Below are 24,187 nucleotides of genomic sequence, written 5' to 3'. Positions count from 1 at the left end.
GTTGCCGACACGCACGACGTCATGTGGGCCGCCTTGACGGTCAGTTGGGCACTCCCTATGGTCACCGCAGGACAGGGGACGTCCTACGTCCTTGCCCATTGGGGGTGACCCATGGCGTACGAGAGCTCGGTGCCGTACCGGGCCGGGACCGAGGGGTACACCAGCTTCCGGATCCCTGCCGTGGTCCGGGCGCGCTCCGGGACCGTCCTCGCCTTCGCCGAGGGCCGGGTCTCCTCGGCGGCCGACTGGGGCGATATCGACCTCGTCCTCAAACGGTCCACGGACGGCGGCCGCACCTGGGGCCCGCTCCAGGTCGTCGCCCGCAACGGCACCGGCACCGCGGGCAATCCCGCACCGGTCGTGCTCGCCGGCGGCCGGGTGCTGCTCCTCCAGGTCCACAACGCCGCCGACGCCACCGAGGACCGTATCCGCCGCGGCGAGGTCCCGCCCGCCGACGGCCGCCGGGTGTGGCTCCAGCACAGCGACGACGAGGGCGCCACCTGGAGCGCGCCCCGCGAACTCACCGACCAGGCGAAACTCCTGCAGTGGCGGTGGTACGCCACCGGCCCCGGCCATGCGTTACGCCTGCGCCACGGCCCGTACGCCGGGCGGCTGCTCGTCCCCGCCAACCACTCCACGCCACCCACCGCCCCGGGGGACACCGGCACCGAGCCGCGCTACAACGGCAGCCACGTCCTGCTCAGCGACGACGGCGGCGCCACCTGGCGGATCGGCGCCATCGACGGCGCCACCGACCCCTTGGTCGCCCCCAACGAGACCACCGCAGCCGAACTCCCCGGCGGGCGCGTCTATCTGAACGCCCGCAACGAAGCGAAGGCCGCCCCCTGGCGGCGCGTCGACGCCGTCTCGGCCGACGGCGGTGCCCACCTCGTGCGGCCCTTCCGGCCACAGGCCGCGCTGACCGGGCCGGCCGTCCAGGGCAGCGCACTGCACCTCGGCGACCACGACGCACTGCTCTTCTCCGGCCCCGCGCACCCGGCCGCCCGCGCCCTGATGACCGTCCGCACCAGCCGCGACAACGGCCTGACCTGGTGCGGTGCCTACCCCGTCGCCGGGCTCCCGGCCGGCTACTCGGACCTCGTCCGGCTCGACCGCGACACCCTCGGACTGCTCTACGAGACGGGCGACTTCAGCGCGTACTCGACGCTCACCTTCCGCCGCATCCCCGTGGAGGACCTCGTATGACCAGCAACCCGATGCCCCGCAGAACGGTCCTGGGCGGGGCGGCCGCCCTCGCCGCCGGCTTCGCGCTCGCCGGCTGCGGTGCCGGCGGGGACGACGACGGGAAGGCGCCCCGGGAACGCAAGAAGGGACAGCGGATCCAGCTGTCCTTCTGGTCCTGGGTGCCCGGCATCGACAAACCGGTCGACCTGTGGAACCGCAAGAACCCCGAGGTGCAGGTCAAGCTCGAAAAAGTCTCGGCGGTCAACGGCGAGCAGTACGCCAAGATGCACGCCGCCGTGAAGGCCGGCAACCCGCCCGACCTCGGCCAGATCGAATTCCCCGTCGTCCCCAGCTTCCTCCTCGACGACGCCCTGCTCGACCTCGCCCCGCTCGGCGCCTCCCGCTACCAGGACAAGTTCTTCGGCTGGCAGTGGCAGCAGTCCGTCTTCGGCAAGGGCATCTACGCCATCCCGCAGGCGTCCGGGCCGATGGGGCTGTTCCTCCGTCAGGACCTCTTCGACAAGTGGGAGGTGCAGACGCCGCGGACGTGGGACGAGTACGAAACCGCCGCCAAGGCCATCCGCAAGAAGGGCGCCTGGATCGAGACCTTCGCCCCCACCAATGGCAACCGCTTCGCCGGCCTGGCCTGGCAGGCCGGCGCCACCTGGTACGCCACGCACGGCGACACCTGGATCGTGCACCTCGACGACGAGCCCACCCGCAGGGTCGCCGACTACTGGGAGTCCCTCGTCCGGCGAAAGCTCGTCAAGACCATCCCCGACCGGCAGAACGCCTGGTACAAGGATCTGCAGACCGGCGCCATCCCGGCCTGGGTGGGCGCCAGTTGGGGCGACGCCCTGCTGGTCGGCAACGCACCGGGCACCAAGGGGAAGTGGCGGGCCGCGCCGCTGCCGCAGTGGAAGGCGGGCGAGCAGGCCTTCGCCAACTGGGGCGGCTCGACCACCGCCGTCTTCGCCGCCGCGCACTACCCCAAGGACGCCCTGGACTTCGCCGTCTGGCTCAACACGGACCCTGAGTCGATCGCCCTGCTGATCGAGGGCGGCTACGGCTTCCCCAGCGCCAAGACGGGCTACACCACCGCCGCCCTCGATGCCGACAAGAGCTTCTTCGGCGGCCAGGCGTACAGCAAGGTCTTCGCGGACGCCGGGGCACACGTCGACACCAGCTGGCGGTGGGGACCGGGGGTGGACACCCTCTACCAGCGGCTCGGCGACGCCTTCACCGATGCGCTCGCCGACGGCAGTTCCTTCCGCTCCGTCCTGACGAAGGTGCAGGGGCAGACCGTCGCCGACCTCAAGGGCAAGGGCCTGAAGGTGGCGAGCGGCGGGTGAGCCGGGACACGCTGGACCGGCCGGAGCCGGCGGTCGGGAAGCGGCCCGGCCCGGCCCCGCGCGGCCGCCGGCGCCGCGCCTTCGGCACCGGGGCCCGCCACGCCCGCGCGGCGGCCGGGTTCCTGCTGCCCTTCCTCGCCCTCTTCGCCCTGTGCTTCCTCGCCCCGATCGGCTACGCGCTCCACCAGAGCCTGTTCACCACCGAACGCACCGGGCCGCTCGGGCTCGGCGGCCACGAGCGCGACGTCTTCGCCGGCTTCGCCAACTACGCCCATGCGCTGACCGACGACCGGTTCCTGACCGGCTTCGGCCGGGTGCTGCTCTTCGGCGCCGTCCAGATCCCGCTGATGATCGTGCTCGCCACCGCCCTGGCGCTGCTGCTGGAGAGCGCGAGCGCCCGCGGGGTCACCTTCTTCCGCACCGCCTTCTTCCTGCCGTACGGGGTGCCCGGCGTGATCGCCTCGATCCTGTGGGGCTTCCTGTACGTGCCGGGGATCAGCCCGCTGGTGAAGATCGCCGGCACGCTGGGCTGGGACGTCGACTTCCTCTCCCGCGGCACCGTGCTGTGGTCCATCGCCAACATCGTCACCTGGCAGTTCACCGGCTACAACATGCTGGTGCTGATCGCCCAGCTCAAGGCCGTACCGGGGGAGTTGTACGAGGCCGCGCGGATCGACGGGGCCGGTGCCTGGCAGGTCGCCCGGCACATCAAGCTTCCGCTGATCCGGCCGGCGCTCGTGCTCACCTGCGTCTTCAGCATCATCGGCACCCTCCAGCTGTTCGCCGAACCCATGGTGCTGCGCCCGCTGGCCTCCGCCATCGACTCCGGCTTCACCCCCAACCTGCACGCCTACAGCGAGGCGTTTGTCGGCAACAACCAGCATGTGGCGGCCGCCGAGGCCGTGCTGCTCGCGCTGGTGGCGTGCGTGCTGTCGTTCGGCTTCCTGCGGCTGGTCGGCGGGCGCGGGACGGAGCGCCGATGACCCGGCCCCCGGTCCGCCACCGGATCATCACGGCCTCGCTGCTGACCGTCGCCGCGCTCTACTTCCTGGTGCCCGTCTACTGGCTGGCCGTCTCCGCCACCAAGAACAGCGCCGACCTCTTCGGCACCTTCGGCTTCTGGTTCTCCGACCATCCGCACCCCGTCGACTACCTCGTCGACGTCCTCACCTACGACCACGGCATCTACGCCCGCTGGTTCGCCAACTCCCTCTTCTACGCCGGGACCGGGGCGGTCTGCGCCACTCTGCTGTCCGCCGCGGCCGGCTATGCGCTGGCCAAATTCCCCTTCCGCGGACGGGAGGCGGTCTTCAACGTGGTGCTCGCCGGGGTGCTGATCCCCGGCACCGCACTCGCCCTGCCGCTCTACTTCCTCTTCAGCGCGATGGGCCTGTCCAACACCTACGGGGCGGTGCTGATCCCGAGCATGGTCAGCCCGTTCGGCGTCTATCTCTGCCGGATCTACGCGGCCGCCGCGGTCCCCGACTCGCTGCTGGAGGCGGCCCGGATCGACGGCGCGGGCGAGGCCCGCATCTTCGGCGGGCTCGGGCTGCGGCTGATGACCCCGGCGCTGGTCACCGTCTTCCTGTTCCAGTTCGTCCATATCTGGAACAACTACTTCCTGCCGCTGGTGATGCTCTCGGACTCCGACCTCTATCCGGTCCAGCTGGGCCTGACCTCCTGGACCGGCTACGCCGACCGGCAGCCGGTGCTCTACCAGTACACAGTGGGCGGCGCCCTGTTGTCCGTGGTGCCGCTGATGGTGCTGATGACGGTGCTCCAGCGGTACTGGCGCACGGGACTGACGGAAGGCAGCGTCAAGGCGTGACGGTCCCTGACCGCGGTGAGGGCCTGCCCGGCTCGCCGTCGGCGCGTGACACCATCACTGTCATGACTACTCCTGACGATGCCCGGTCCGAGAACGTCGCGACCCGCGTGAAGGCCGCCCTCAAGCGTGACCCCTGGGACCTCCCGGACGTCTCCGGCCTGGTGGTCGGCGTCCTGGGCGGCACCGGTGACCAGGGCCGCGGCCTGGCCTACCGGCTCGCCCGGGCCGGCCAGAAGGTGATCATCGGCTCCCGCGCCCTCGAGCGTGCACAGACCGCCGCCGACGAGCTGGGCCTGGGCATCGAGGGCGCGGAGAACGCCGCCTGCGCCCGCCGCAGCGATGTCGTGATCGTCGCCGTGCCCTGGGAGGGCCACGCCAAGACCCTGCAGGCGCTGCGCGACGAGCTGGCCGGCAAGCTGGTCATCGACTGCGTCAACCCGCTCGGCTTCGACAAGAAGGGCGCCTTTGCGCTCAAGCCGGAGGAGGGCAGCGCCGCCGAGCAGGCCGCCGCCCTGCTGCCGGAGTCCCGGGTCACCGCCGCCTTCCACCATCTGTCCGCGGTGCTGCTGCAGGACCCCGGGACCGAGCAGATCGACACCGATGTGATGGTGCTCGGCGAGTCCCGCGCGGACACCGATCTGGTGCAGGCGCTGGCCGCCCGCATCCCCGGCATGCGCGGCGTCTTCGCCGGCCGGCTGCGCAACGCCCACCAGGTCGAGTCGCTGGTCGCCAATCTGATCTCGGTCAACCGGCGCTACAAGGCGCACGCGGGTCTGCGGATCACTGACGTCTGAGCAGGACGGCTGCGCCGGACGCCGAACGCCGGCCGCTGGACGCCTGCCGTCGGCGCTCGGCCGCCGGCGCCCGGTCCGGCCCGGCGCCCGGTCCGGCCCGGCGCCCGGTCCGGCCCGGCGGCCGACGAGCCGCCGGACGGTGCCCGCCGGGCATGGGGGACACTGGGACGGACCGCACCACTCCCGACAGGAGCCCCCATGTCCTTCCTGCCCGCGCCCGGCCCGACCCGGCGGCTCGCCCTGATGGCCCTCGCCGTGTGCGTCCTGTCCGTCGCCGCGGCCGTCGTCGCCTTCGTCGAAGGCAGCTTCGTCGGCATCGTCTGGATCCTGCTGGCGGGCATCTCCAGCAACATGGCGTGGTTCTACGTGCGCAAGTCCAAGCAGGAGGCGCAGCAGGCGCAGCAGGCCGGGGCGGCCGGCTGACCCGGCCCTGGTCCCGGCCCCGCGCCACCGGACCGGCGTCCTAGGAGACTCCGCCGACCCCCGGTGCGCCCTGCCAGAAGCGGAAGAACTCCTGGCCCAGATAGCTGTACATCTCCGAGACGCCCAGCGCGCCCAGGACCGTGTGGACCAGGTCGAAGAACGCCCGGTTGAGCTCCGGAACCCACAGCAGGCCGAAGATCAGCAGCAGCCCGAACGGGGCGATCGGCTCCACCTGCCGCCGCAGTGAGTGCGACAGCCACGGCTCGATCACGCCGTAGCCGTCCAGCCCGGGCACCGGCAGCAGGTTCAAGATCGCCGCGGTCACCTGCAACAGCGCCAGGAACGCCAGCGCACAGCGGAACGGGACCGGCACCCCGTCCAGCCCGTGCAGCCAGAACGGCGCCGTGCACACCACGGCGAACAGCACGTTCGTCAGCGGCCCGGCCGCGGAGATCAGACTGTCCCGCCAGCGGCCGCGGATCCGGCCGCGCTCGATGTACACCGCGCCGCCCGGCAGCCCGATCCCGCCCATGAGCAAGAAGATCACCGGCAGCACGATGCTGAGCAGCACATGGGTGTACTTCAGCGGGTTCAGCGTCAGATAGCCCTTGTCCGCCACCGAGAGGTCGCCGCTGTGCAGCGCGGTGCGGGCATGGGCGTACTCGTGCAGGCACAGCGACACCACCCAGCCGGACACCACGAACAAGAACACCGCGAAACCGGTGTTCGCCGCGAGCTTCTCGCTCCACACGGCCCAGCCGGACACCGCCATCGCGGCGACGAGCGCAAGGAAGACCGGGCTGACGCGACGGTCCGCGCGCCGGAATGCTGTGGTCATGGTGCGGGCTCCCGAAGTCGGTGAGGGACAGCCCCGACCGTATCCGCGGCACGGCGGGCGGCGCACGGGCCCCCTGAACGAGCGCGTGCCCAGGGCACCTTCCCAGGGAGCTGTCCCCGAGGCCCCTGCCCCGGAAAGGGATGCTCGATGCCTGGCGGGATCCGCCGTGCAGGACAATGGGCCGGTGCGCTACGGAATTCTCGGCACCACCCAGGCCGGCCGGGCCGACGGCACTCCCGTCGCTCTCGGCGGCGCACGTCTGCGTGCGCTGCTCACCGCCCTCGCGCTGCGCCCCGGCCGGGCGCTGCCGCCCGAGGTGCTGATCGCCGACATCTGGGGCGCGGCCCCGCCCGCCGACGCCTCCGGTGCGCTCCAGGCGCTGGTCGGCCGGCTGCGCCGCGCCCTGGGGCACGCCGCGGTCGCCTCGGCCGACGGCGGCTACCGGCTGTGCGCCGAGCCCGACGCGATCGATCTGCACCGTTTCGAACGGCTGGTGGCGGAGGGCGGCCGGGCGCTCGGCGAGGCCGACCCGGCCCGCGCCGCCGCGCTGCTCGACGACGCCCTGGCGCTGTGGCGCGGCCCGGCTCTCGCCGACCTCCCGGACGCGGGCTCCTGGGCTGCGGGCGCCGAGCGCCGCCGGCTGGACGCCCAGCGCACCCGCCTCGCCGCCGAACTCGCCCTGGGCCGAGCCGACCGGGCGCTGCCGCAGCTCCATGCGCTGTGCCAGGAGCACCCGCTCGACGAGCCGCTCCAGGCCCTGCGGCTGCGCGCCCTGCGCGCCGCGGGCCGCCCGGCGGAGGCGCTGGCGGCCTACGAGGAGATCCGCACCGGCCTCGCCGACCGCCTCGGCACCGACCCGGGCCCCGAACTGCGCGCCCTGCACGCGGAACTGCTGCGCCCGCAGCCCGCGACAAGACCCTCGACCCCGCTCCCGCCGACCGACGCCCCGCCCGGCATGCCGTACGGCACCGGCCCCGGCTCCCCGGCCGACGGCGCCGCCACCGCTCCCGGCTCCGCCCACCCCCGCCGGGGCAACCTCCGTGCCCGGCTCACCTCCTTCGTCGGCCGGGACGCCGATCTGGCGGCGCTCCGGTCCGATCTGGCCGAGCACCGGCTGGTGACGCTGCTGGGGCCCGGCGGCGCCGGCAAGACCCGGCTGTCCCAGGAGGGCGCCGAGAGCGCCGCGGCCGCACTGCCGGACGCCTGGCCGCACGGCGTCTGGCTGGCCGAACTGGCACCGGTGGACGATCCGCAGACCGTGCCCGAGGCGGTGCTGACCGCGCTCGGCGCCCGCGAGACCGTGGTCCGCAGCAGCACCGCGGAGGGGCTGCGCGCCGCCACCGACGCCACCGCCCTGGACCCGCTCGCCCGGCTCGCCGAACACTGCGCGGGCCGCCGGATGCTGCTGGTGCTCGACAACTGCGAGCATGTGATCGGTGCCGCCGCCGAACTCGCCGAGCGGCTGCTGGCCCACTGCCCCGGGGTGACGGTGCTGGCCACCAGCCGGGAGCCGCTGGCCGTCCCGGGCGAGGTGCTGCGGCCGGTCGAGCCGCTGCCCGATGCGGTCGCGCTGCGGCTGCTCGCCGACCGCGGGGCCGCCGCCCGCAGCGGCTTCCGTATCGAGGACGATCCGGCTGCCTGCACCGAGATCTGCCGGCGGCTGGACGGGCTGCCGCTCGCCGTCGAACTCGCCGCGGCCCGGCTGCGGCTGCTCTCCCCGCGCCAGCTCGCCGACCGGCTCGACGACCGCTTCCGGCTGCTGACCAGCGGCAGCCGGACCGTGCTGCCCCGGCAGCAGACGCTGCGCGCGGTCGTGGACTGGTCCTGGGACCTGACCGGCGAACCCGAACGGGCCGTGCTGCGCCGGCTGTCCGTCTTCTCCGGCGGCTGCGATCTGGCCGCCGCGGAAGAGGTGTGCGCGGGCGGCGGCGTCGACCGGCGCGAGGTGGCCGCGCTGCTCGGCTCGCTGATCGACAAGTCGCTGGTGGTGGCGGCCCCGGCCGGCAAGGGGGACGGCGAGCGCCGCTCCGGTGCCGGCGGGCAGATGCGCTACCAGCTGCTGGAGACGGTGGGGGAGTACGCCGGCGAGCGGCTGGACGAGGCGGGGGAGCGGGCCGGTGCCGAGCGTCGCCATCTGGTCGCCTACCGCGAACTGGCGCGTACCACCGACCCGTTACTGCGCGGCCCCGGCCAGCGCGCGGCCATGGAGCGGCTGGAGCTGGAGCACGACAACCTGCGCACCGCGCTGCGCCGCGCCGTCGCCGCCCGTGACGAGCACGAGGCGCTGTGCCTGGTGCTGTCCCTCCAGTGGTTCTGGTCGCTGCGCGACCACCGCGGCGACGCCCGCCACTGGTCATCGGCGGCCGCCGCGATCGGCCCCAACCCCTTCGCCCCGCCCGTCGAACCGGCCCCCGACCTGCCCGAGAGCCCCATCGACAGCCCGCCCCCGATGGCCCCCGACCAGCTCGTGGAGGCCCGCCGGGAGGTCCGGCTGGTCGCGCTCGCCAGCCGGGACAGCGACATCCGGGAGCTGCGCGAGCCCGAGATGCAGGAGGAACTGGCCGGGATCCTCGCCGCCTACCGCACCGGCATGCCGCAGACCTGCAAGGTCCCCGGCGTGATGTGGCACTACGCGGTGATGATCTCCGGGCGCTTCGAGCAGCTGACGGAGCTCGTCGACAGCGCCGTACGGGCCTGCCGCGCCTTCGGCTACGCCTGGGAGCTGGCCTTCGTACTGCAACTGCGCGCCAAGGTCCTCAACGAACGCCCCGACGGGCTGAGACAGGCGGCCCGGGACGCCGACGAGGCGCTGCGGATCTTCCAGGAGCTGGGCGACGCGTGGGGCGCGGCCGAGGCGCTGGCGGGGCGCGGCGAAACCCATGAACAGCGCGGCGAGTACGCGCTCGCGGCCCGCGACTACCGGGCGGCGATGGTGCACGCCGAGGAACTCGGAGCGCACGGCCAGACCCTGTTGCTGCGCTGCCGGCTGGGCGGCGCGCTGATCGAGGACGGCCAGGCGGAGACCGGCGAGCGGCTGCTGCGCGAGGTGCTGGCCGAGGCCGCGAAGGGCAACAGCGGCCGGGACACCGAGCCGTTCGCCCGGATCACCCTCGCGATGCGGCTGGCGATGACCGGGCGTCCGGCGGAGGCGCGGGCCCAACTGGAGCGGGTGGCGAACCTGTTCACCCCGCACCCGCCGGAGATGTTCGCCGGGATGCTGCAGGCGCTGCTGGTCTCGCTGGATCTGGACGAGGGGCGCCTGGACGGGCTGCTGCCGAGGTTCCGGGAGGCGCTGCGGCTGATGAAGGACTCCATGACGGAGATGGTGGCGCCGGAGCTGCCGGTGGTGCAGCTCCTCACCGGGGCCCGGGTGTTGATGGCCCTGCGGGGCGCGGCGGCCGGGCGGGACGCGGCCCGGCTGGTGGGCGCGTACGACGCGCTGTCGTCGAGCAGCCACGTCCCGCGGCGGGTCATCCGCGAGGAGCGGGCCCGTGCCGCGGCGGCGGCGCGGGCGCTGCTGGGCGATCCGGCCTATGACCGGGCGTACGCCGAGGGCGGTGGCCTCTCCTTGGCGGAGGCCACCGCCCTCATCTGACGCGAGCCGGGCGAAGGGCCGTCCCGCAAGGAGGTCCCCTGCGGGACGCACGTCAGGTCCTCTTACGGAACTTCGCCACCGCGAGCGGCATGGTGACGGCCGTGAGGCCGACCACCCAGCCGAGGGTGATCAGGGTCGGGTGCAGCACCGCGCCCCGGCCGTCGATCAGGGCACGGGACGCGTCCGCCAGGGTCGAGAGGGGATTGACCTTGGTGAAGGCCTCCAGCCAGCCGGGCATCGAGGTCGGCGCGGTGAAGACGGACGAGCCGAACTGCAGCGGCATCAGGATCAGCATCGCCGTGCCCTGCACCGCCTGCGGGGTCTTCATCGCCAGCCCGAGCAGGATGAAGATCCACATCAGGCCGGCGCAGAAGACCACGGACAGCACGACCGAGGCGAGGAAGGGCAAGGTGCCGCCCTTGATCTCCAGCCCCAGCAGAAAACCCATCGCGAGCAGGATCGTGGTGGCGATCAGCATCCGGCCGAGCTCGACCACGATCTTGGCGATCAGGACCGAGGACCGGGCGATGGGCATCGTCCGGAAGCGGTCCATGACGCCCGTGCGGAAGTCCTCGTTGACGCCCGTGCCAACCGCCGTGGCGATGTTCATGGCCATCATGCCCATCATGCCGGGCACCAAGTACTGGACGTAGTCCTCCTGTCTGCCCTTGCCGGCGATCGCGCCGCCGAAGACGTAGACGAACAGCAGGATGAAGATGACGGGCATCAGCAGGGCGTCGAACATCGACTCCGGGGCCTGCTTGATCTGCAGGGCGTTGCGCCGCACCAGCGCCCCGATGTGCCGCAGATTGGCGCGGACGCCGATCCGGCCCTCGTCGGCTCCGGCCTTCAGCGGCGGTGCCGCCATCGTTGCGGCACTCATGCCGACACCTCCGCGTACCGCTGGTCCCTGTCGTCCTCGGATGCGCCGGCCTCGGAGGACTTGTGGCCGGTGATGGCCAGGAACGCCTCGTCCAGGCTGGGCAGATGGGTGCTGATGCCGGCGAGGGCGAAGCCCCGCTGGCCGAGCACCCCGACCACCGCGGTCAGCTGCTCATCGCTGATGATCGGTACGTTGACCACACCCTCGTCGTGGTCGGCGGTGGCACCCGTGATGCCGTCCAGACCGGCCTGGGCGATGGCGCCCACCATCCGGTCCAGTGTGCCCTGGTCCGCCGGCCGGATCTGCAGCGTCCGCCCGCCGACCTTGGCCTTCAGCTCGTCGACCCGACCGGCGGCGATCACCCGGCCGCGGTCGATGACCGTCAGCTCGTCGGCCAACTGCTCGGCCTCCGCCATGTATTGCGTCGTCAGCAGCACCGTCACGCCCTCGCGCACCATGCGCTGGACCTCCTTCCACACCTCGTTGCGGGTGCGGGGGTCCAGACCCGTCGTCGGCTCGTCCAGATACAGGACGGTCGGACGGCCGATCATCGAGGCGGCGAGGTCGAGCCGGCGGCGCATCCCGCCGGAGTATTTGGCCGCGGGCCGCTTGGCGGCCTCGGTCAGCGAGAACCGCTCCAGCATGCCGTCCGCGCGGCGCCGGGCGTCCTTGCGGGACAGATCGAGCAGCCGCCCGATCATGTAGAGGTTCTCCCAGCCGGAGAGCTTTTCGTCGACCGAGGCGTACTGCCCCGTCAGACCGATCGTGCGGCGCAGCGCGCGGGGCTGGCGCACCACGTCGTAGCCGGCCACCACGGCCCGGCCGGCGTCCGGCACCAGGAGGGTGGACAGGCAGCGCACGAGCGTCGTCTTGCCGGCGCCGTTGGGGCCGAGTACCCCGAGCACGGTGCCTTCCTTCACGTCCAGGTCCACTCCGTCGACGGCCTTGACCGTGCCGAAGTGCTTGACCAGACCGCGCACCTCCACGGCGTTGCCGCCCTTGGTGGATATCGTCTGTCGCGTCATGCCACCACGGTGTCAGCTGGCGCTGACAATGTGCCGACACTCTGCCGATACGCTGCGCTTGGCCCTTCCCCCACGTTTTCGGCTGTCCCGCCGTGGTGGTTTTTCGCCGTTGCGCTTTGCGGCGCACCCGCACGTTTTTGTCTTTCCCGCCGTGGTGGCGTTTCGCCGTTGCGCTTTGCGGCGCGCCGCACGTTGTCGACTGGCCCGCCGTCGGGGTGTTTCGCCGTTGCGCCTGCGGCGGGCGTGGGTTGTCGGGTGCGGTGCCGCTCCTCCGGACTTCGTCCTGCGGCGCGGCCCCTCCCGTAGTGGGTGGGAAGAGGCCGGTGGGGGCGGGTCCCGGCCGTCGTCTGCGTGTAGTCGAGGGATGAGGTCCGCCCCCACCGGTCTTCTTCCACCCCCAACGGGAGGGGGCGGACCGCAGGACGGAGTCCGGAGGGCCGGTCCCGCGGCCGAACAGCCAGCGCAGCGGCAACCAGCCCGCCGCAGGCGCAACGGCGACAAACACCCACGGCGGGCCAGCCGACAACGTGCGGGTGCGCCGCCAAGCGCAACGGCGAAAAACCACCGCGGCGGGTCAGCCGACAACGTGGGCGGCTCAGTGAAACGTGTGCGGCTCCGCGGGGAAGGTGCCCCCGACGACCTCGTCCGCGAACGCCTTCGCGGCACCGCCGAGCAACTCCCGCATCTGGAGGTACTGCTTGACGAACTTCGGCAGCCGGCCGGCCGTCATGCCGGCCATGTCGGTCCACACCAGCACCTGGGCGTCGCAGTCCGCCCCCGCGCCGATGCCGACGGTCGGGATCGCGAGCGACCGGGTGACCTCGGCGGCCAGCTCGGCGGGTACGGCCTCCAGGACGACCGCGAAGGCACCGGCGTCCTGCACCGCCTTCGCGTCCCGCAGCAGCTGCTGGGCCGCCTCCTCGCCGCGCCCCTGGACGGGGTAGCCGCCGAAGGCGTTGACCGACTGCGGGGTCAGTCCGACATGGGCCATCACCGGGATGCCGGACGACACCAGCAGCTCGACCTGGTCGGCGGAGCGCTCCCCGCCCTCCAGCTTGACGGCGCCCACACCGGCTTCCTTCACCAGCCGGGTGGCGCTGCGCAGCGCCTGCACCGGCCCTTCCTGGTACGTGCCGAACGGCAGATCGCCGACGACGAGGGCGCGCGTGGTGCCCCGGACGACCGCCGCGGACAGCATGACGGTCTCGTCCAGGGTGACCGGCACGGTGGATTCGTAGCCGAGGTGGCAGTTGCCCATCGAGTCGCCGACGAGCAGTACGGGGATGCCGGCCTCGTCGAAGACGGAGGCGGTCATCGCGTCATAGGCGGTGAGCATCGGCCACTTCTCACCGCGCTCCTTGGCGGCGGCGATGTCCCGGACGGTGATCCGGCGCGAGCCGGATCCCCCGTACAGAGACTTGGCGACCGGCTTCTGGGCAGGCGAAGGCTGCGTCATGGTGACGGCTCCTGTTCTTCATCTCGAGGCACCCTCACGGTGTCCCCGGACTCCCGTCCATGCTGGCACGGGTCGCCCGCAAAGGAAAAGGGGAGCAGCCGGGCCCGGTTCCTTCACCCGGGTGGCCGTACCCGCCCGCGATTCCCTCCAATACGGAACGGGGCCGTATCGGAAGGTGCATAAGGTGCCGCCATGGCCACCTCACCCCCCGCCCCGGACGCACCCCCCGCCCGCCACATCCCGGACCGTATCCACCGCCGCCGCTGGGCGATCCTGACCCTGCTCATGCTCAGCCTGCTGATCGTGGTGCTGGACAACTCGATCCTCAACGTCGCCATGAAGACGATCGCCACCCCCGCCCCCGTGGGCCTGGGCGCCACCCAGAGCGAGCTGGAGTGGGCGATCAACTCCTACACCCTGGTCTTCGCCGGGTTGCTGTTCACCGCGGGACTGCTGGGCGACCGTCTGGGCCGCAAGAAGACGCTGCTCTTCGGCCTGGCCGTCTTCGGTGCCGGGTCGGTGCTCGCCGGGGTGTCCGGATCACCCACCGAGCTGATCACCTTCCGCGCGCTGATGGGCGTGGGCGGCGCCTTCGTGATGCCCTCCAACCTCGCCATCCTGATGAACGTCTTCGAGCGGGAGGAGCAGCCCAAGGCGATCGGCATCTGGGCCGGCGGGGTGGGCGTGGCCATCGCGGTCGGCCCGATCGCCGGGGGGCTGCTGCTCGACCACTTCTGGTGGGGCTCGGTCTTCATGATCAACGCCCCGATCGTGGTGATCTCGCTCATCGCGATGCTGATCCTGGTGCCCGACTCCCAAGACCCCCGCCCCGGCCGGCTGGACCCGATCGGGGTGCTGCTGTCCATCGTCGGGCTCGTGCTGCTGGTCTACGGCATCATCAAGGGCGGCCAGCTCGCCGACTTCACCGAACCCGAGGTGGTAGGCCCGATCGCCGGCGGGCTGCTGGTGCTGGCCCTCTTCGTCGTGCACCAGAAGCGCAGCGACCATCCGTCGATCGACATCGGCTACTTCCGCAACCGCGCCTTCTCGGCCGCCATCACCGCCATCGCGCTGGTCTTCTTCGCGCTCACGGGCGTGACCTTCTTCATCGTCTTCTACGTCCAGAGCGTGCGCGGCTACTCCCCACTGCAGGCCGGCATGCTGATCCTGCCGCTGGCCGCGGCCCAGCTGATCTTCGCGCCGCGGGCCCGGCTCGCCGTGGACCACTACGGGGCCCGCGCGGTGTGCACCTTCAGCATGTTCGTGGTGGCCAACACCATGGTGGGCCTGCTGCTGCTGGACGCCACCACCCCGCTGTGGCTCATGGAGGCGCTGTTCTTCATCCAGGGCTCCGCCATGGCGCACATCATGCCGCCGGCCACGGTCGCGGTCATGCAGGCGCTGCCGCGGGAGAAGGCCGGCTCCGGCTCGGCGCTCAACAACGTCTTCCGGCAGGTCGGCGGCACCCTCGGCGTCGCCGTCCTCGGCTCGCTGCTCTCGACCAGCTACCGCGACCACATCCAGGGCACGCTCGACGCCCTGCCCGGCGTGCCGGCCGCCGTCCGGCACGCGGCCGGCGAGTCCATCGAGGCGACCCTCTCGCTCGCGGCCCGGATGGGCTCGGCCGGCCGGCCGCTGACCACCGCCGCCGACGACGCCTTCATCCACGCCATGCACATCACCGCGCTCGGTTCGGCGGTCGTCGCGCTGCTCGGCACCGTGGTGGCCGCGGCGTTCCTGCCAGGCAAAATGGTCTCGGCGCCGCAGCCGGCGGAGCCCCAGGAAGAGCGGAAGGCGGGCGCGCAGCGATGAACCGGGCGGCGGAGGACTCCGAGGTCGCGGCGGACGGGGGGCGCCCGGGCCCGGCGACCCCCGGGCGCCGCGGCCGGCCGCGCAGCGCCGCGGCCGACTCCGCCATCATCGAGGCCGTGCTGCGCCTGATCGAGGACGGCGTCTCCATAGGTGAGCTGTCCATGGAACGCATCGCCCGCGAGGCAGGCGTCGGCAAGGCCACCGTCTACCGCCGCTGGCCCGGCAAGAGCGCCCTGATGCTCGACGTCATGCGGTCGCTGGACGTCCCGAGCCCGCCGCCGGCCGGCCTCTCGGTCCGCGACGACCTGGTCTCGCTGCTGGAATTCCTGCGCCGCCGCGGGCTCGCCAAGCGCAGCTCCGCGCTGCTGCGCACGGTCGTCAGCCACGTCCAGGCGCAGCCCGAGCTGTGGGCGGAGTACCACGCCACGGTCGTCCGGGCCCGTCATGAGGCACTGCTCGGGGTGCTCCGGCGCGGTGTGGCGAACGGCGAGATCCGCGCCGACCACGACCTGGACACCCTCGCCGACCTCTTCGTCGGCCCGATGCTGGCCCGCGCCCTCCTCCATGACCGTACGGAGCTGCCCGACGCACTCCCGGCGGACATCGTCGACCTCGTCCTGGAGGGCGTACGGCCCACGGCACGGGCCGCGGGCTGAACTCCGCGGTGCGCCCACCGGGTTGGGCCGCCGGAGCACACCTGCCCACCGCGCCGTCCGCCGGCTTCCGGAACCACGCACGGCTGCCGAACGTGACTGAGTATGTGCCCTGTGTGGGCACGGGCAACGGGGCAAGGCGGCCGAACTCACCCACCACGAGGGCGGTTACGGGGTGTCGGCCCCGGACGGTTGAGCAAGCGAGGGGGAAGCTCAATGGGACACCGCATCACGCGCCCACGCCGTGCTGCCGCGCTCGCCGTGGCGCTGATCGCGACGGCGGGGTGTGCCCACGGCAGCGGCGGAGTGCCGGACGGGGGCGCCGACGGCGGACACCCGGCACCGGGCGTCGTCACGGAGGCCCCCGCCGAGCCCGGTGCGGCGAAGCCTTCGCCCTCGGGCCATGGAGGGTCGGCTTCCGAGCGTCAGGAAGGGAGCGGGTCCGCGGTCGGCGGCGCGGCGGCCGGTGGGGCACAGGGCGCTCCCACCGGAGAAGCCCCCGGTTACGGGGGCGACCCCGTTCCGCCGGTGAAGTCACCGCCCGTCGATCGGAGTGTGCCGCCGGTGCACGGCGGCGGGGTGGACCCGAGCGGCGGTGGTGACGGCGGTGGCAGCGACGTGGGCGGCAGCGACGTGGGCGGTCAGACAACCGGCGGGGGTGAGCAGGGCGGCGGGACCTGCCCGCCCTCCGGGCAATCCCCGTCGCCCAGCGGCTCGCCCGAAGCGACCGGGTCGGCCCTCCCTTCGGACTCGCCCGGCCCCGATCCTTCGCCGGCGGAAACCTGCCCGTCCCCGTCCGGTACGTGAGCCTCGGACCGACGAGGAGAAGGAGCCGCCGTTGTCCCGCCGGAGCAACCAGAGGAGCGCTCCCACCCGGCGTTCCCCCACAGCCGCCCGGTCCGGCCGCCCGGCGCGCGTACGGGCGGCGGCGCCGGCATCCGTGCCCCCGGGGCCGGGGCCGAGGTCGGGGTCGGGGTCGGGGTCGGGGTCGGCGGAGCGTACGGCCGCCGGGCTGCTCGGGACCGTGACGGCGCAGGCCTCCTTCCTCGTGGCGGTCATGTACTTCCTCGGTGCGGTCTATCTGACGGCCTACTACCAGTACTTCCGCCTGGACGCCTTCAGCCTCGGCTTCGGCTTCGCCGAGCTGGCGATGCAGAGCCTGAACCTCCTGACCGCGTCCGCCGCGATCGTCCTGACCGCCGCGGTCCTGACGGCGCGTCACCTCGCCACCGGGGAACCGGTTCCCGGCCAGGGCCGGGTGGTGCGGGCGGTGGACCGGGGCATACGGACCGCGGCACGGGCACACCTGTACGTCGTGGGGGCCGGCGTCGCCCTTCTGCTCCTTTGGCCGTACATCCGGCCCTATGAGTGGTCCGGGCCGGCGCTGCTGGGGATCGGCGTGCTCCTGGGCCAGCGCGGGCGGGCTCCCGACGCGGTCGCCCCGCCTGGCGTGTGGAGCAAGGCGGTACCCGTCTTCACGGCCGGCCTCCTGGTGATGTGGGCGCTCAGCCTCGCCACCGGCCAACTCGCGGAGGACGAGGCCCGCGAGACCGCCGCGAACCTCCCGCGCCGCACCGCCGTCGTGCTGCTGAGCACCGCCCGGCTCAGCCTGGCGGGTCCGGGGCTGACGGTGGAGGACCTGGGCTCCGCGGCGCGCTACCGCTACCGCTACACCGGCCTGCGCCGGCTCATCGAACGCAACGGCCGGTACTACCTGCTGCCCGTCGGCTGGAACTCCCGGACCGGTCCCACCTACGTCATCCAGGACAGCGAGGGCATCCGGGTGGAACTGCTGCCCGGCACACAGCACAGGTGAGGAGCCCACGGGATGCGGGTACCTACGCCCGTATCCCGCCCCCGTCCCGCTCGTGAAGCGCTGACCAGCGGATTCGAAGTGTGCAGGCACCATTGCCGCGAACGGCGAACATCCGGGACCATCGACACAAACCGTATTGCCTCATGACCGGACCATGCCCGTTCTGTCACAGCCGTCGTCACACGTCCCGAGACCGGAACCCAGCCCTGCCAGCGCGCCGTCCTCACTTCTAAGAAAGCACATTACGGGCCATCGCCTAGGGTCGGAGACCACAGGTGTGGCGCAGCGAGCAAGGCAGTGAGGACGGCTACATGGCGCAGGCATATATGACGGAACCGGGACAGGGGCACCACCCCGGGCAGGCCGGTTCCCGGGCCGAACGCCTGCGGAACTGGTGGCGCCCCGAGGGCATGTGGCGGCGCGGCATCGTCCTCGCGGCACTCGCCATCGTGCTCGGGCTGCTGATGATTCTGCATGCGCGGGTCCCCAACACCGTGGGAAACCTGGGCAGTCTGCTGGAGACGTTCCTGCCGTGGGTGGGGCTGGGCATCCCGCTGCTGCTCCTCGCCGCGGTCCTGCGCCGCTCGGCGACGGCGCTGGTCGCCCTGCTGCTGCCGGCCTTCGTGTGGGTCAACCTCTTCGGGAGCCAGGTCACCGACAAGGCCGGCGAGGGCGGCAACCTCACCGTCGTCACCCACAACGTCAGCGTCGACAACCCCGACCCGGCGGGCACCGCCAAGGATCTCGTGGCGTCCGGCGCCGAGGTGGTGGCCCTGGAGGAGCTCTCCGGGGACGCGCTGTCGACCTACCGTCAGGGGCTGGCGAAGGCGTATCCGTACCACACGATCGAGGGCACGGTCGGCCTGTGGAGCAAGCGCCCGCTGACCGACACCCGGCCGGTGGACACCAAGATGGGGTGGAACCGCGCGCTGCGGGCCACCGTCACCGCCGCCGACGGCCGGCAGTTCGCCGTCTACGTCGCCCATCTGCCGTCGGTACGGGTCAACCCCCAGAAGGGCTTCACCGCCAACCCGCGTGACGCCAGCGCCAAGGCGCTGGGTGAGGCGATCGCCGCGGACCCGGTGAAGAAGGTCGTACTGCTCGGCGACCTCAACGGCACCATGAACGACCGGTCGCTGGCCCCGGTCACCTCCCAGATGCGCTCCGCGCAGGGCGCGGCGGGCGACGGCTTCGGCTTCACCTGGCCGGCGTCGTTCCCGATGGCCCGGATCGACCAGATCATGATGAAGGGGATGTCCCCGGTCAAGGCCTGGGTGATGCCGTCGACCGGCAGCGACCATCTGCCGATCGCGGCCTCGGTGAAGATCTGAGGGGCGGCGGGGCGCGCGGCCGACGGGCAGCGGAAACGGGGGCGTCATGCCCCGTTCTCCGGCCGGCATACCTGGCCTGAGAGACTTTGTTCCGTAAGAGAACTTAGCGCTTACGGTCCGTTGCCCGCGTGCCCGTCCGCACGCACACCCCTGGAAGGTCCTTCATGCCCTTGGCTCTGCTCGCGCTCGCGATCTCGGCCTTCGGTATCGGCACCACCGAATTCGTGATGATGGGCCTGCTGCCCGATGTCGCGGACGATCTGGGCACCTCGGTGCCCACCGCCGGCTACCTCGTCTCCGCCTACGCCCTCGGCGTCGTCATCGGCGCCCCGCTCCTGACCGCCCTCGGCTCCCGCATGCCGCGCCGGCGGATGCTGGTGGCGCTGATGGCGCTCTTCACGGTCGGCAACCTCGCCTCCGCCCTGGCGCCCACCTTCGGCCTGCTGATCGCCGGCCGGCTGCTGGCCGGCCTGCCGCACGGGGCGTTCTTCGGCGTGGGCGCGGTGGTCGCCGCCCGGCTGGTGCGCGAGGGCCGACAGGCCCGCGCGGTCGCCACGATGTTCCTCGGCCTGACCATCGCCAACATCATCGGTGTCCCCGCCGCGACCCTCCTGGGCCAGCAGCTCGGCTGGCGCGCCACCTTCCTCGTCGTGGCCGCCATCGGCCTGGTCGCGATGGCCGCGCTGGTCCGGCTCCTGCCGCCGCTGCCGGCCGGCGAACGCACCGGCCTGGGCCGCGAACTGCGCGCGCTGGGCCACCGCCAGGTGCTGCTCGGCCTGCTCACCACCGTCTTCGGCTTCGCCGGGGTCTTCGCCGTCTACAGCTACCTCGCGTCGATGATGACCGAGGTCACCGGCTTCGCCGCGGGCTCGGTCCCGCTGGTGCTCGCCCTCTTCGGCATCGGGATGACCCTCGGCGCCCTGGCCGCGGGCCCGCTCACCGACCGGGCGCTGCGCCCCACCCTCTACGGCTCACTGGCGGCCCTGGCCCTCGTCCTGACGGCCTTTCACTTCACCGCCGACATGAAGGGGGCGGCGCTGGTGACGGTCGTCCTCATCGGCGCCGTCGGCTTCCTGACCACCACCCCGCTCCAGATGCTGGTCATGCACCAGGCCCGGCAGGCCCCGACCCTGGCCGCCGCCTCCAACCAGTCCGCCTTCAACCTCGCCAACGCCGGCGGCGCCTGGGTGGGCGGCCTGGCCCTGTCGGCCGGCTGGGGCTGGACCGCCCCGCCCCTGGTCGGCGCGGTCCTGGCCACCCTGGGCCTGGCCGTCGCCGTCCTGGCCGGCTTCCTGGACCGCGGCGCGCACGACGCCTCCCGGATCGTGGCCCGCAGCGCCGCACCGGACGCGGAACCGGCCGCCGGCGCGGAGCTGCCGGCCGGGGACCACCGGGGCTGAGGCGTACGGGCCGCGGCGGGTACGGGCCGAGGCGCCTACGCGACCGAGCAGCCGCCTTCCCGCCGGCCGCCTTCCCCCAGCTGTCAGTCGCCTTCCCGCCAATGGTTGGTGATCGGCAGCCGGCGGTCCTTGCCGAAGCCCTTCGACGAGATCTTGGGGCCCGGCGGGTACTGGCGGCGCTTGTACTCGGCGCGGTCGACCATCCGCAGCACCCGCGTCACCAGCCCGTCGTCGAAGCCCTGGCCGACGATCTCCTCGCGGCCCTGGTCACGGTCGACGTAGAGCTCCAGGATGCGGTCCAGGACGTCGTAGTCGGGGAGTGAGTCGGTGTCGACCTGGCCGGGGCGGAGTTCGGCGCTCGGGGGCTTGGTGAGGGTGTTCTCCGGGATCGGCGGGGTGTGGCCGCGCTCGGCGGCGGCCTGGTTGCGCCAGCGGGCCAGCTGATAGACGACGGATTTGTAGACGTCCTTGATGGGGCCGTAGCCGCCGACCGAATCGCCGTACAGGGTCGAATAGCCGCACGCCAGCTCGGATTTGTTGCCGGGGGCGAGGACCAGATGGCCCTCCTGGTTGGAAATGGCCATCAGGGTGGTGCCCCGCAGCCGCGACTGCAGATTCTCCTCGGCCAGACCGGTCAGCGGCAGCGCCTGCATATAGGCGTCGAACATCGGGCCGATCGGCACCGTACGGAAGGACAGGCCCGTACGACGGGCGAGTTCGGCGGCGTCGGTCAGCGAGTGCTCCGACGAGTAGCGGGAGGGCATCGCCACCGCGTGGACCTGGCCCGCCCCCACCGCATCACAGGCGAGGGCGGCGACCAGCGCCGAGTCGATCCCGCCGGAGAGGCCGAGCACCACACTGCGGAAGCCGTTCTTGGCGACGTAGGCGCGCAGCCCGACGACCAGCGCGGTGTAGATCTCTTCGAGGTCGGTGAGGCGTTCGGCCTCGCCCCCGGGGGTCTCGGGCGCATAGTGCGGCAGCGGGTCGGGGGTGAGGACGCGGTGGTCGACGCGCAGCCCGTCGTCCAGGACGCCCGAGGGCGGCTGGGGGGCCGCGGCCGGCAGATCCAGGTCCACCAGCACACAGCCCTCCGCGAACTGCGGTGCCCGTGCGATCACCGTGCCGTCCTTGTCGACCACGATCGAGTCACCGTCGAAGACCAGCTCGTCCTGCCCGCCGATCATCGCCAGATAGGCGGTGGTGCAGCCGGCCTCCTTGGCCCGCCTGCGGACCAGCTCCAGCCGGGTGTCGTCCTTGTCCCGCTCGTACGGCGAGGCGTTGACCGACACCAGCAGCCCGGCGCCCGCGCTGCGCGTCGCCGGCACCCGGCCGCCGTCCTGCCACAGGTCCTCGCAGATGGCGAGCGCCACATCCACCCCGTGCACCCGGACGACGGGCAGCGTGTCGCCGGGGACGAAGTAGCGGAACTCGTCGAAGACTCCGTAGTTGGGAAGGTGGTGTTTGGAGAAGGTGAGGGCGATCTCGCCGTGGTGGAGCACGGCGGCGGCGTTCTGGGGGGCGCCCGCGGGCTTGCCGTAGCGGGGCCTGTCCTGCTCCCCGCGGTCGAGATAGCCGACGATCACCGGGAGGTCGCCCAGGCCCTGCTCGGCCAGCCGGCCGGCCAGGGTCCGCAGCGCATCCCGGCTCGCCTCGACGAACGAGGGGCGCAGCGCGAGGTCCTCGACGGGATAGCCGGTCAGTGCCATCTCGGGGAAGGCGACGAGGTGTGCGCCCTGGTCGGCGGCGTGCCGGGTCCAGTGCAGGATCGTCTCGGCGTTCCGGGCGAGATCGCCGACACACGAATCGATCTGGTTGAGGGCGAGACGAAGTTGAGGCACCCCGCCAGTCTAATCGTCTTTCTGACGCAATGGGGGTCGGGAAGCGGATCTCTTCCGGTGGCCGACTACTTCTTGCGATAGCCGACGACCGTCATCATCCCCGACTCCGAGTGATAGACGTTGTGGCAGTGGACCATCCACAGCCCGGGGTTGTCGGCGTCGAAGTCGACGTTCAGGGAGCGGCCGGGCAGCAGGCTCAGGGTGTCCTTGCGGGGGCCGTCGTCGGGCAGCGCGAAGGTGTGGCCGTGCAGATGCATCGGGTGCCACATCCGGGTGTGGTTGCGGAAGCGAATCCGGACCCGTTCGCCGGCCTCGACGGGATACCGCTGGGACGCGGTGTACGGCTGCGAATTGATCGCCCAGTCCCACTTCCGCATGGTGCCGGTGGCGGTCATCTCCAGGGTGCGGTCAGGCTGCCGCGAGCTGAGCCGGACCGACTCCGCGGCCCGGAGCCGGTCCGCGGTCAGCACCTCGCCGCGCAGTTCCCGGGGCCGGGCGGACTCACCTGGCGCCTCGCCGTCGCCGGTGCGCAGCACGGCCAGCGCGGAGCGCTTCTTGCCCTCGGCGAGCGCGGTGAGCGGGAAGACCCCGTCCCCGGCCGTGACCAGGACGTCATAGCGCTCGGCCATCCCGAGCAGCAGCGCATCGGTCTCGGTGTGCTCGACGGGCCAGCCGTCGGTGTGGGTCACGGTCATCCGGTGGCCGCCGAGCGCCACACGGTAGGCGGTGTCGGCGCCCGCGTTGATGAAGCGGATCCGGATGCGGTCGCCGCGCCTGGCCCGGAAGGTCTCCGGGTCCTTGGTGCTCCGGCCGTTGATGAGGTGGAACGGGTGGTCCACATCGCCCGCGTCGCCGCCGAGCAGCCTGCTCCGGGCGCCCGTCAGCATCCGTGACGGGCCGTTCGAGGTGCCCGCGGCCCCCGTCTTCCCGCCGTCGCCGCCCATGTTCATGTCGTCCTGGCCCATCCCGCCGCGGACCCTGCCCCCGCTCAGCTCGGCCAGCACCGCCTCCGGTTCGCTGCCGTCGACCCCGTCGAGCCAGTCGTCGATCATGACGATCCACTCCCTGTCGTACGAGAGCGGCTCCTTGGGGTCGTCGACGATCAGCGGCGCGTACAGCCCGCGGTCCAGCTGTGTCCCCGAGTGCGGGTGTACCCAGTGGGTGCCGGGCTCGGTGATCGCGAAGTGGTAGTCGAAGGCGGCACCGGGCTGGAGGGACCGCTGGGTCAGGCCGGGGACGCCGTCCATGTCGTTGCGCACCGCCAGCCCGTGCCAGTGCAGGGTCGTGGACTGCGGAAGGTGGTTGGCGAGGGTCAGCGTGAGCCGGTCGCCCGCCGTGACCCTGATCTCCCTGCCGGGCAGCCGGCCGTCGTACGCCCAGGTCCGGACGGTGTGACCGCCCAGGTCCAGCTCGGTCTCGGCGGCGGTCAGCGCGGCGCTGCGCACGGGGCCCGAGCCGCGCTTGCGCTCGGCCTCGGCGACCTCCGGGCCGTCGGGGGTGACATAGCCGGGCGGGGTGTCGTCACCGGGGCCGTGCGAGACGTCCATGCCGTTCTTGTCGAGCCTGCGTGTCGTGTGGTGCGCGGGCGTCGTGTCGTGCGTGCCGGTGCGGACGGAGCCGGACGCGCGGGTGGCACCGGCCGGCAGCAGACCGCTGCCGGCGACGGCGATACCCGCGCCGAGCAGGGCGCGGCGGGAGGGCGTACGCATGGGGAGCACCTCGTGAGGGTGTCGGTCGGCGGCCGGGGAGACCCATTCTTCGCACCCTACCCCCTAGGGGTATGGCCCTCCGGGTATCCGCCGCCGAACGGGGGACCGCCGCCGGCCCGGCCGCCGGATCCGGCCCGTCCGCATCGCCCGGACCGGCCGCCTGCGGTCGTCCGCGCCGGTATCGCCGCTGCACCGTCCACCGGCTGCCTATTCTTGACTTTTCTGAGCCTTCCGCGTGCCTGCCCGCCC

At 72.5% G+C, this 24,187-nt stretch carries 18 protein-coding genes; 12 read left to right on the top strand and 6 right to left on the bottom strand.

Going from position 1 to position 24,187, the window contains the following annotated elements; translation table 11 throughout:
- Positions 1 to 111: 111 nt before the first annotated feature.
- The 6 genes from BKA18_RS10030 to BKA18_RS10005 all read left to right on the top strand — a co-directional run bounded on the left by BKA18_RS10030 (position 112) and on the right by BKA18_RS10005 (position 5,582).
- Positions 112 to 1,206 (top strand): sialidase family protein, encoded by a 1,095-nt coding sequence (locus tag BKA18_RS10030; RefSeq protein ID WP_366047116.1) that lies wholly within the window; start codon positions 112 to 114, stop codon positions 1,204 to 1,206.
- Positions 1,203 to 2,537 carry an ABC transporter substrate-binding protein gene (locus tag BKA18_RS10025; RefSeq protein WP_366047117.1) on the top strand — a complete coding sequence of 445 codons (1,335 nt, stop codon included), beginning with the start codon at positions 1,203 to 1,205 and terminating at the stop codon, positions 2,535 to 2,537. The genes BKA18_RS10030 and BKA18_RS10025 overlap by 4 nt, the downstream gene beginning before the upstream one ends.
- On the top strand, positions 2,534 to 3,520 hold the full coding sequence (locus BKA18_RS10020; RefSeq protein ID WP_366047118.1) for a carbohydrate ABC transporter permease: 987 nt from the start codon (positions 2,534 to 2,536) through the stop codon (positions 3,518 to 3,520). The genes BKA18_RS10025 and BKA18_RS10020 overlap by 4 nt, the downstream gene beginning before the upstream one ends.
- Entirely contained in the window at positions 3,517 to 4,365 is an 849-nt protein-coding gene (locus tag BKA18_RS10015) for a carbohydrate ABC transporter permease (RefSeq protein ID WP_006605988.1), read from the top strand. Before BKA18_RS10020 ends, BKA18_RS10015 begins: the two co-directional genes overlap by 4 nt.
- A gap of 62 nt (positions 4,366 to 4,427) precedes the next feature.
- Positions 4,428 to 5,159 (top strand): NADPH-dependent F420 reductase, encoded by a 732-nt coding sequence (gene npdG, locus BKA18_RS10010; protein ID WP_040900868.1) that lies wholly within the window; start codon positions 4,428 to 4,430, stop codon positions 5,157 to 5,159.
- 198 nt (positions 5,160 to 5,357) lie between these two features.
- The gene (locus tag BKA18_RS10005; protein ID WP_366047119.1) at positions 5,358 to 5,582 is read left to right on the top strand and encodes a hypothetical protein; all 225 of its coding nucleotides are present in this window, start codon (positions 5,358 to 5,360) and stop codon (positions 5,580 to 5,582) included.
- 40 nt (positions 5,583 to 5,622) lie between these two features.
- Here the strand turns inward: BKA18_RS10005 and BKA18_RS10000 are convergent, their stop codons facing one another.
- Entirely contained in the window at positions 5,623 to 6,420 is a 798-nt protein-coding gene (locus BKA18_RS10000) for a site-2 protease family protein (protein ID WP_366047120.1), read from the bottom strand.
- Positions 6,421 to 6,604: 184 nt separating this feature from the next.
- Between BKA18_RS10000 and BKA18_RS09995 the strand changes: the two genes are divergently transcribed.
- Positions 6,605 to 10,015, top strand: a complete 3,411-nt coding sequence (locus BKA18_RS09995) for an AfsR/SARP family transcriptional regulator (protein WP_366047121.1) — start codon at positions 6,605 to 6,607, stop codon at positions 10,013 to 10,015.
- A 52-nt stretch (positions 10,016 to 10,067) separates the two neighbouring features.
- Here BKA18_RS09995 and BKA18_RS09990 read toward each other — a convergent pair whose 3' ends face one another.
- From BKA18_RS09990 to panB, 3 genes are all read right to left on the bottom strand, one after another.
- Positions 10,068 to 10,898, bottom strand: a complete 831-nt coding sequence (locus BKA18_RS09990; RefSeq protein WP_040899396.1) for an ABC transporter permease — start codon at positions 10,896 to 10,898, stop codon at positions 10,068 to 10,070.
- Positions 10,895 to 11,923 carry an ATP-binding cassette domain-containing protein gene (locus BKA18_RS09985; protein ID WP_366047122.1) on the bottom strand — a complete coding sequence of 343 codons (1,029 nt, stop codon included), beginning with the start codon at positions 11,921 to 11,923 and terminating at the stop codon, positions 10,895 to 10,897. The genes BKA18_RS09990 and BKA18_RS09985 overlap by 4 nt, the downstream gene beginning before the upstream one ends.
- A 595-nt stretch (positions 11,924 to 12,518) precedes the next feature.
- Positions 12,519 to 13,379: a 3-methyl-2-oxobutanoate hydroxymethyltransferase gene (gene panB, locus BKA18_RS09980; RefSeq protein WP_006605995.1), complete on the bottom strand. Its 861-nt coding sequence runs from the start codon at positions 13,377 to 13,379 to the stop codon at positions 12,519 to 12,521.
- 192 nt (positions 13,380 to 13,571) lie between these two features.
- Here panB and BKA18_RS09975 point away from each other — a divergent pair, with 192 nt between their 5' ends.
- From BKA18_RS09975 to BKA18_RS09955, 5 genes are all read left to right on the top strand, one after another.
- Positions 13,572 to 15,191, top strand: a complete 1,620-nt coding sequence (locus tag BKA18_RS09975; RefSeq protein ID WP_366047123.1) for an MFS transporter — start codon at positions 13,572 to 13,574, stop codon at positions 15,189 to 15,191.
- A complete protein-coding gene (locus BKA18_RS09970) occupies positions 15,188 to 15,847 on the top strand; it encodes a TetR/AcrR family transcriptional regulator (protein WP_093482866.1) in 660 nt (219 codons plus the stop codon). The genes BKA18_RS09975 and BKA18_RS09970 overlap by 4 nt, the downstream gene beginning before the upstream one ends.
- 1,021 nt (positions 15,848 to 16,868) lie before the next feature.
- Positions 16,869 to 17,660 carry a hypothetical protein gene (locus BKA18_RS09965; protein WP_366047124.1) on the top strand — a complete coding sequence of 264 codons (792 nt, stop codon included), beginning with the start codon at positions 16,869 to 16,871 and terminating at the stop codon, positions 17,658 to 17,660.
- Positions 17,661 to 17,986: 326 nt separating this feature from the next.
- On the top strand, positions 17,987 to 18,991 hold the full coding sequence (locus BKA18_RS09960; protein ID WP_429638391.1) for an endonuclease/exonuclease/phosphatase family protein: 1,005 nt from the start codon (positions 17,987 to 17,989) through the stop codon (positions 18,989 to 18,991).
- 164 nt (positions 18,992 to 19,155) lie between these two features.
- The gene (locus BKA18_RS09955) at positions 19,156 to 20,391 is read left to right on the top strand and encodes an MFS transporter (protein ID WP_366047126.1); all 1,236 of its coding nucleotides are present in this window, start codon (positions 19,156 to 19,158) and stop codon (positions 20,389 to 20,391) included.
- A gap of 83 nt (positions 20,392 to 20,474) precedes the next feature.
- Here the strand turns inward: BKA18_RS09955 and BKA18_RS09950 are convergent, their stop codons facing one another.
- Both BKA18_RS09950 and BKA18_RS09945 read right to left on the bottom strand, forming a co-directional pair.
- Positions 20,475 to 22,229, bottom strand: coding sequence for an NAD+ synthase (locus BKA18_RS09950; protein ID WP_006606001.1), 1,755 nt, complete (start codon positions 22,227 to 22,229; stop codon positions 20,475 to 20,477).
- Positions 22,230 to 22,294: 65 nt separating this feature from the next.
- Positions 22,295 to 23,938, bottom strand: a complete 1,644-nt coding sequence (locus BKA18_RS09945) for a multicopper oxidase family protein (RefSeq protein ID WP_366047127.1) — start codon at positions 23,936 to 23,938, stop codon at positions 22,295 to 22,297.
- Between the last annotated feature and the right edge of the window lie 249 nt (positions 23,939 to 24,187).

The organism is Streptomyces auratus (genome assembly GCF_050433025.1).
In the GTDB taxonomy this organism is placed as follows: Bacteria; Actinomycetota; Actinomycetes; order Streptomycetales; family Streptomycetaceae; genus Streptomyces; species Streptomyces sioyaensis.
This window is presented reverse-complemented; position numbering and strand designations above follow the sequence as displayed.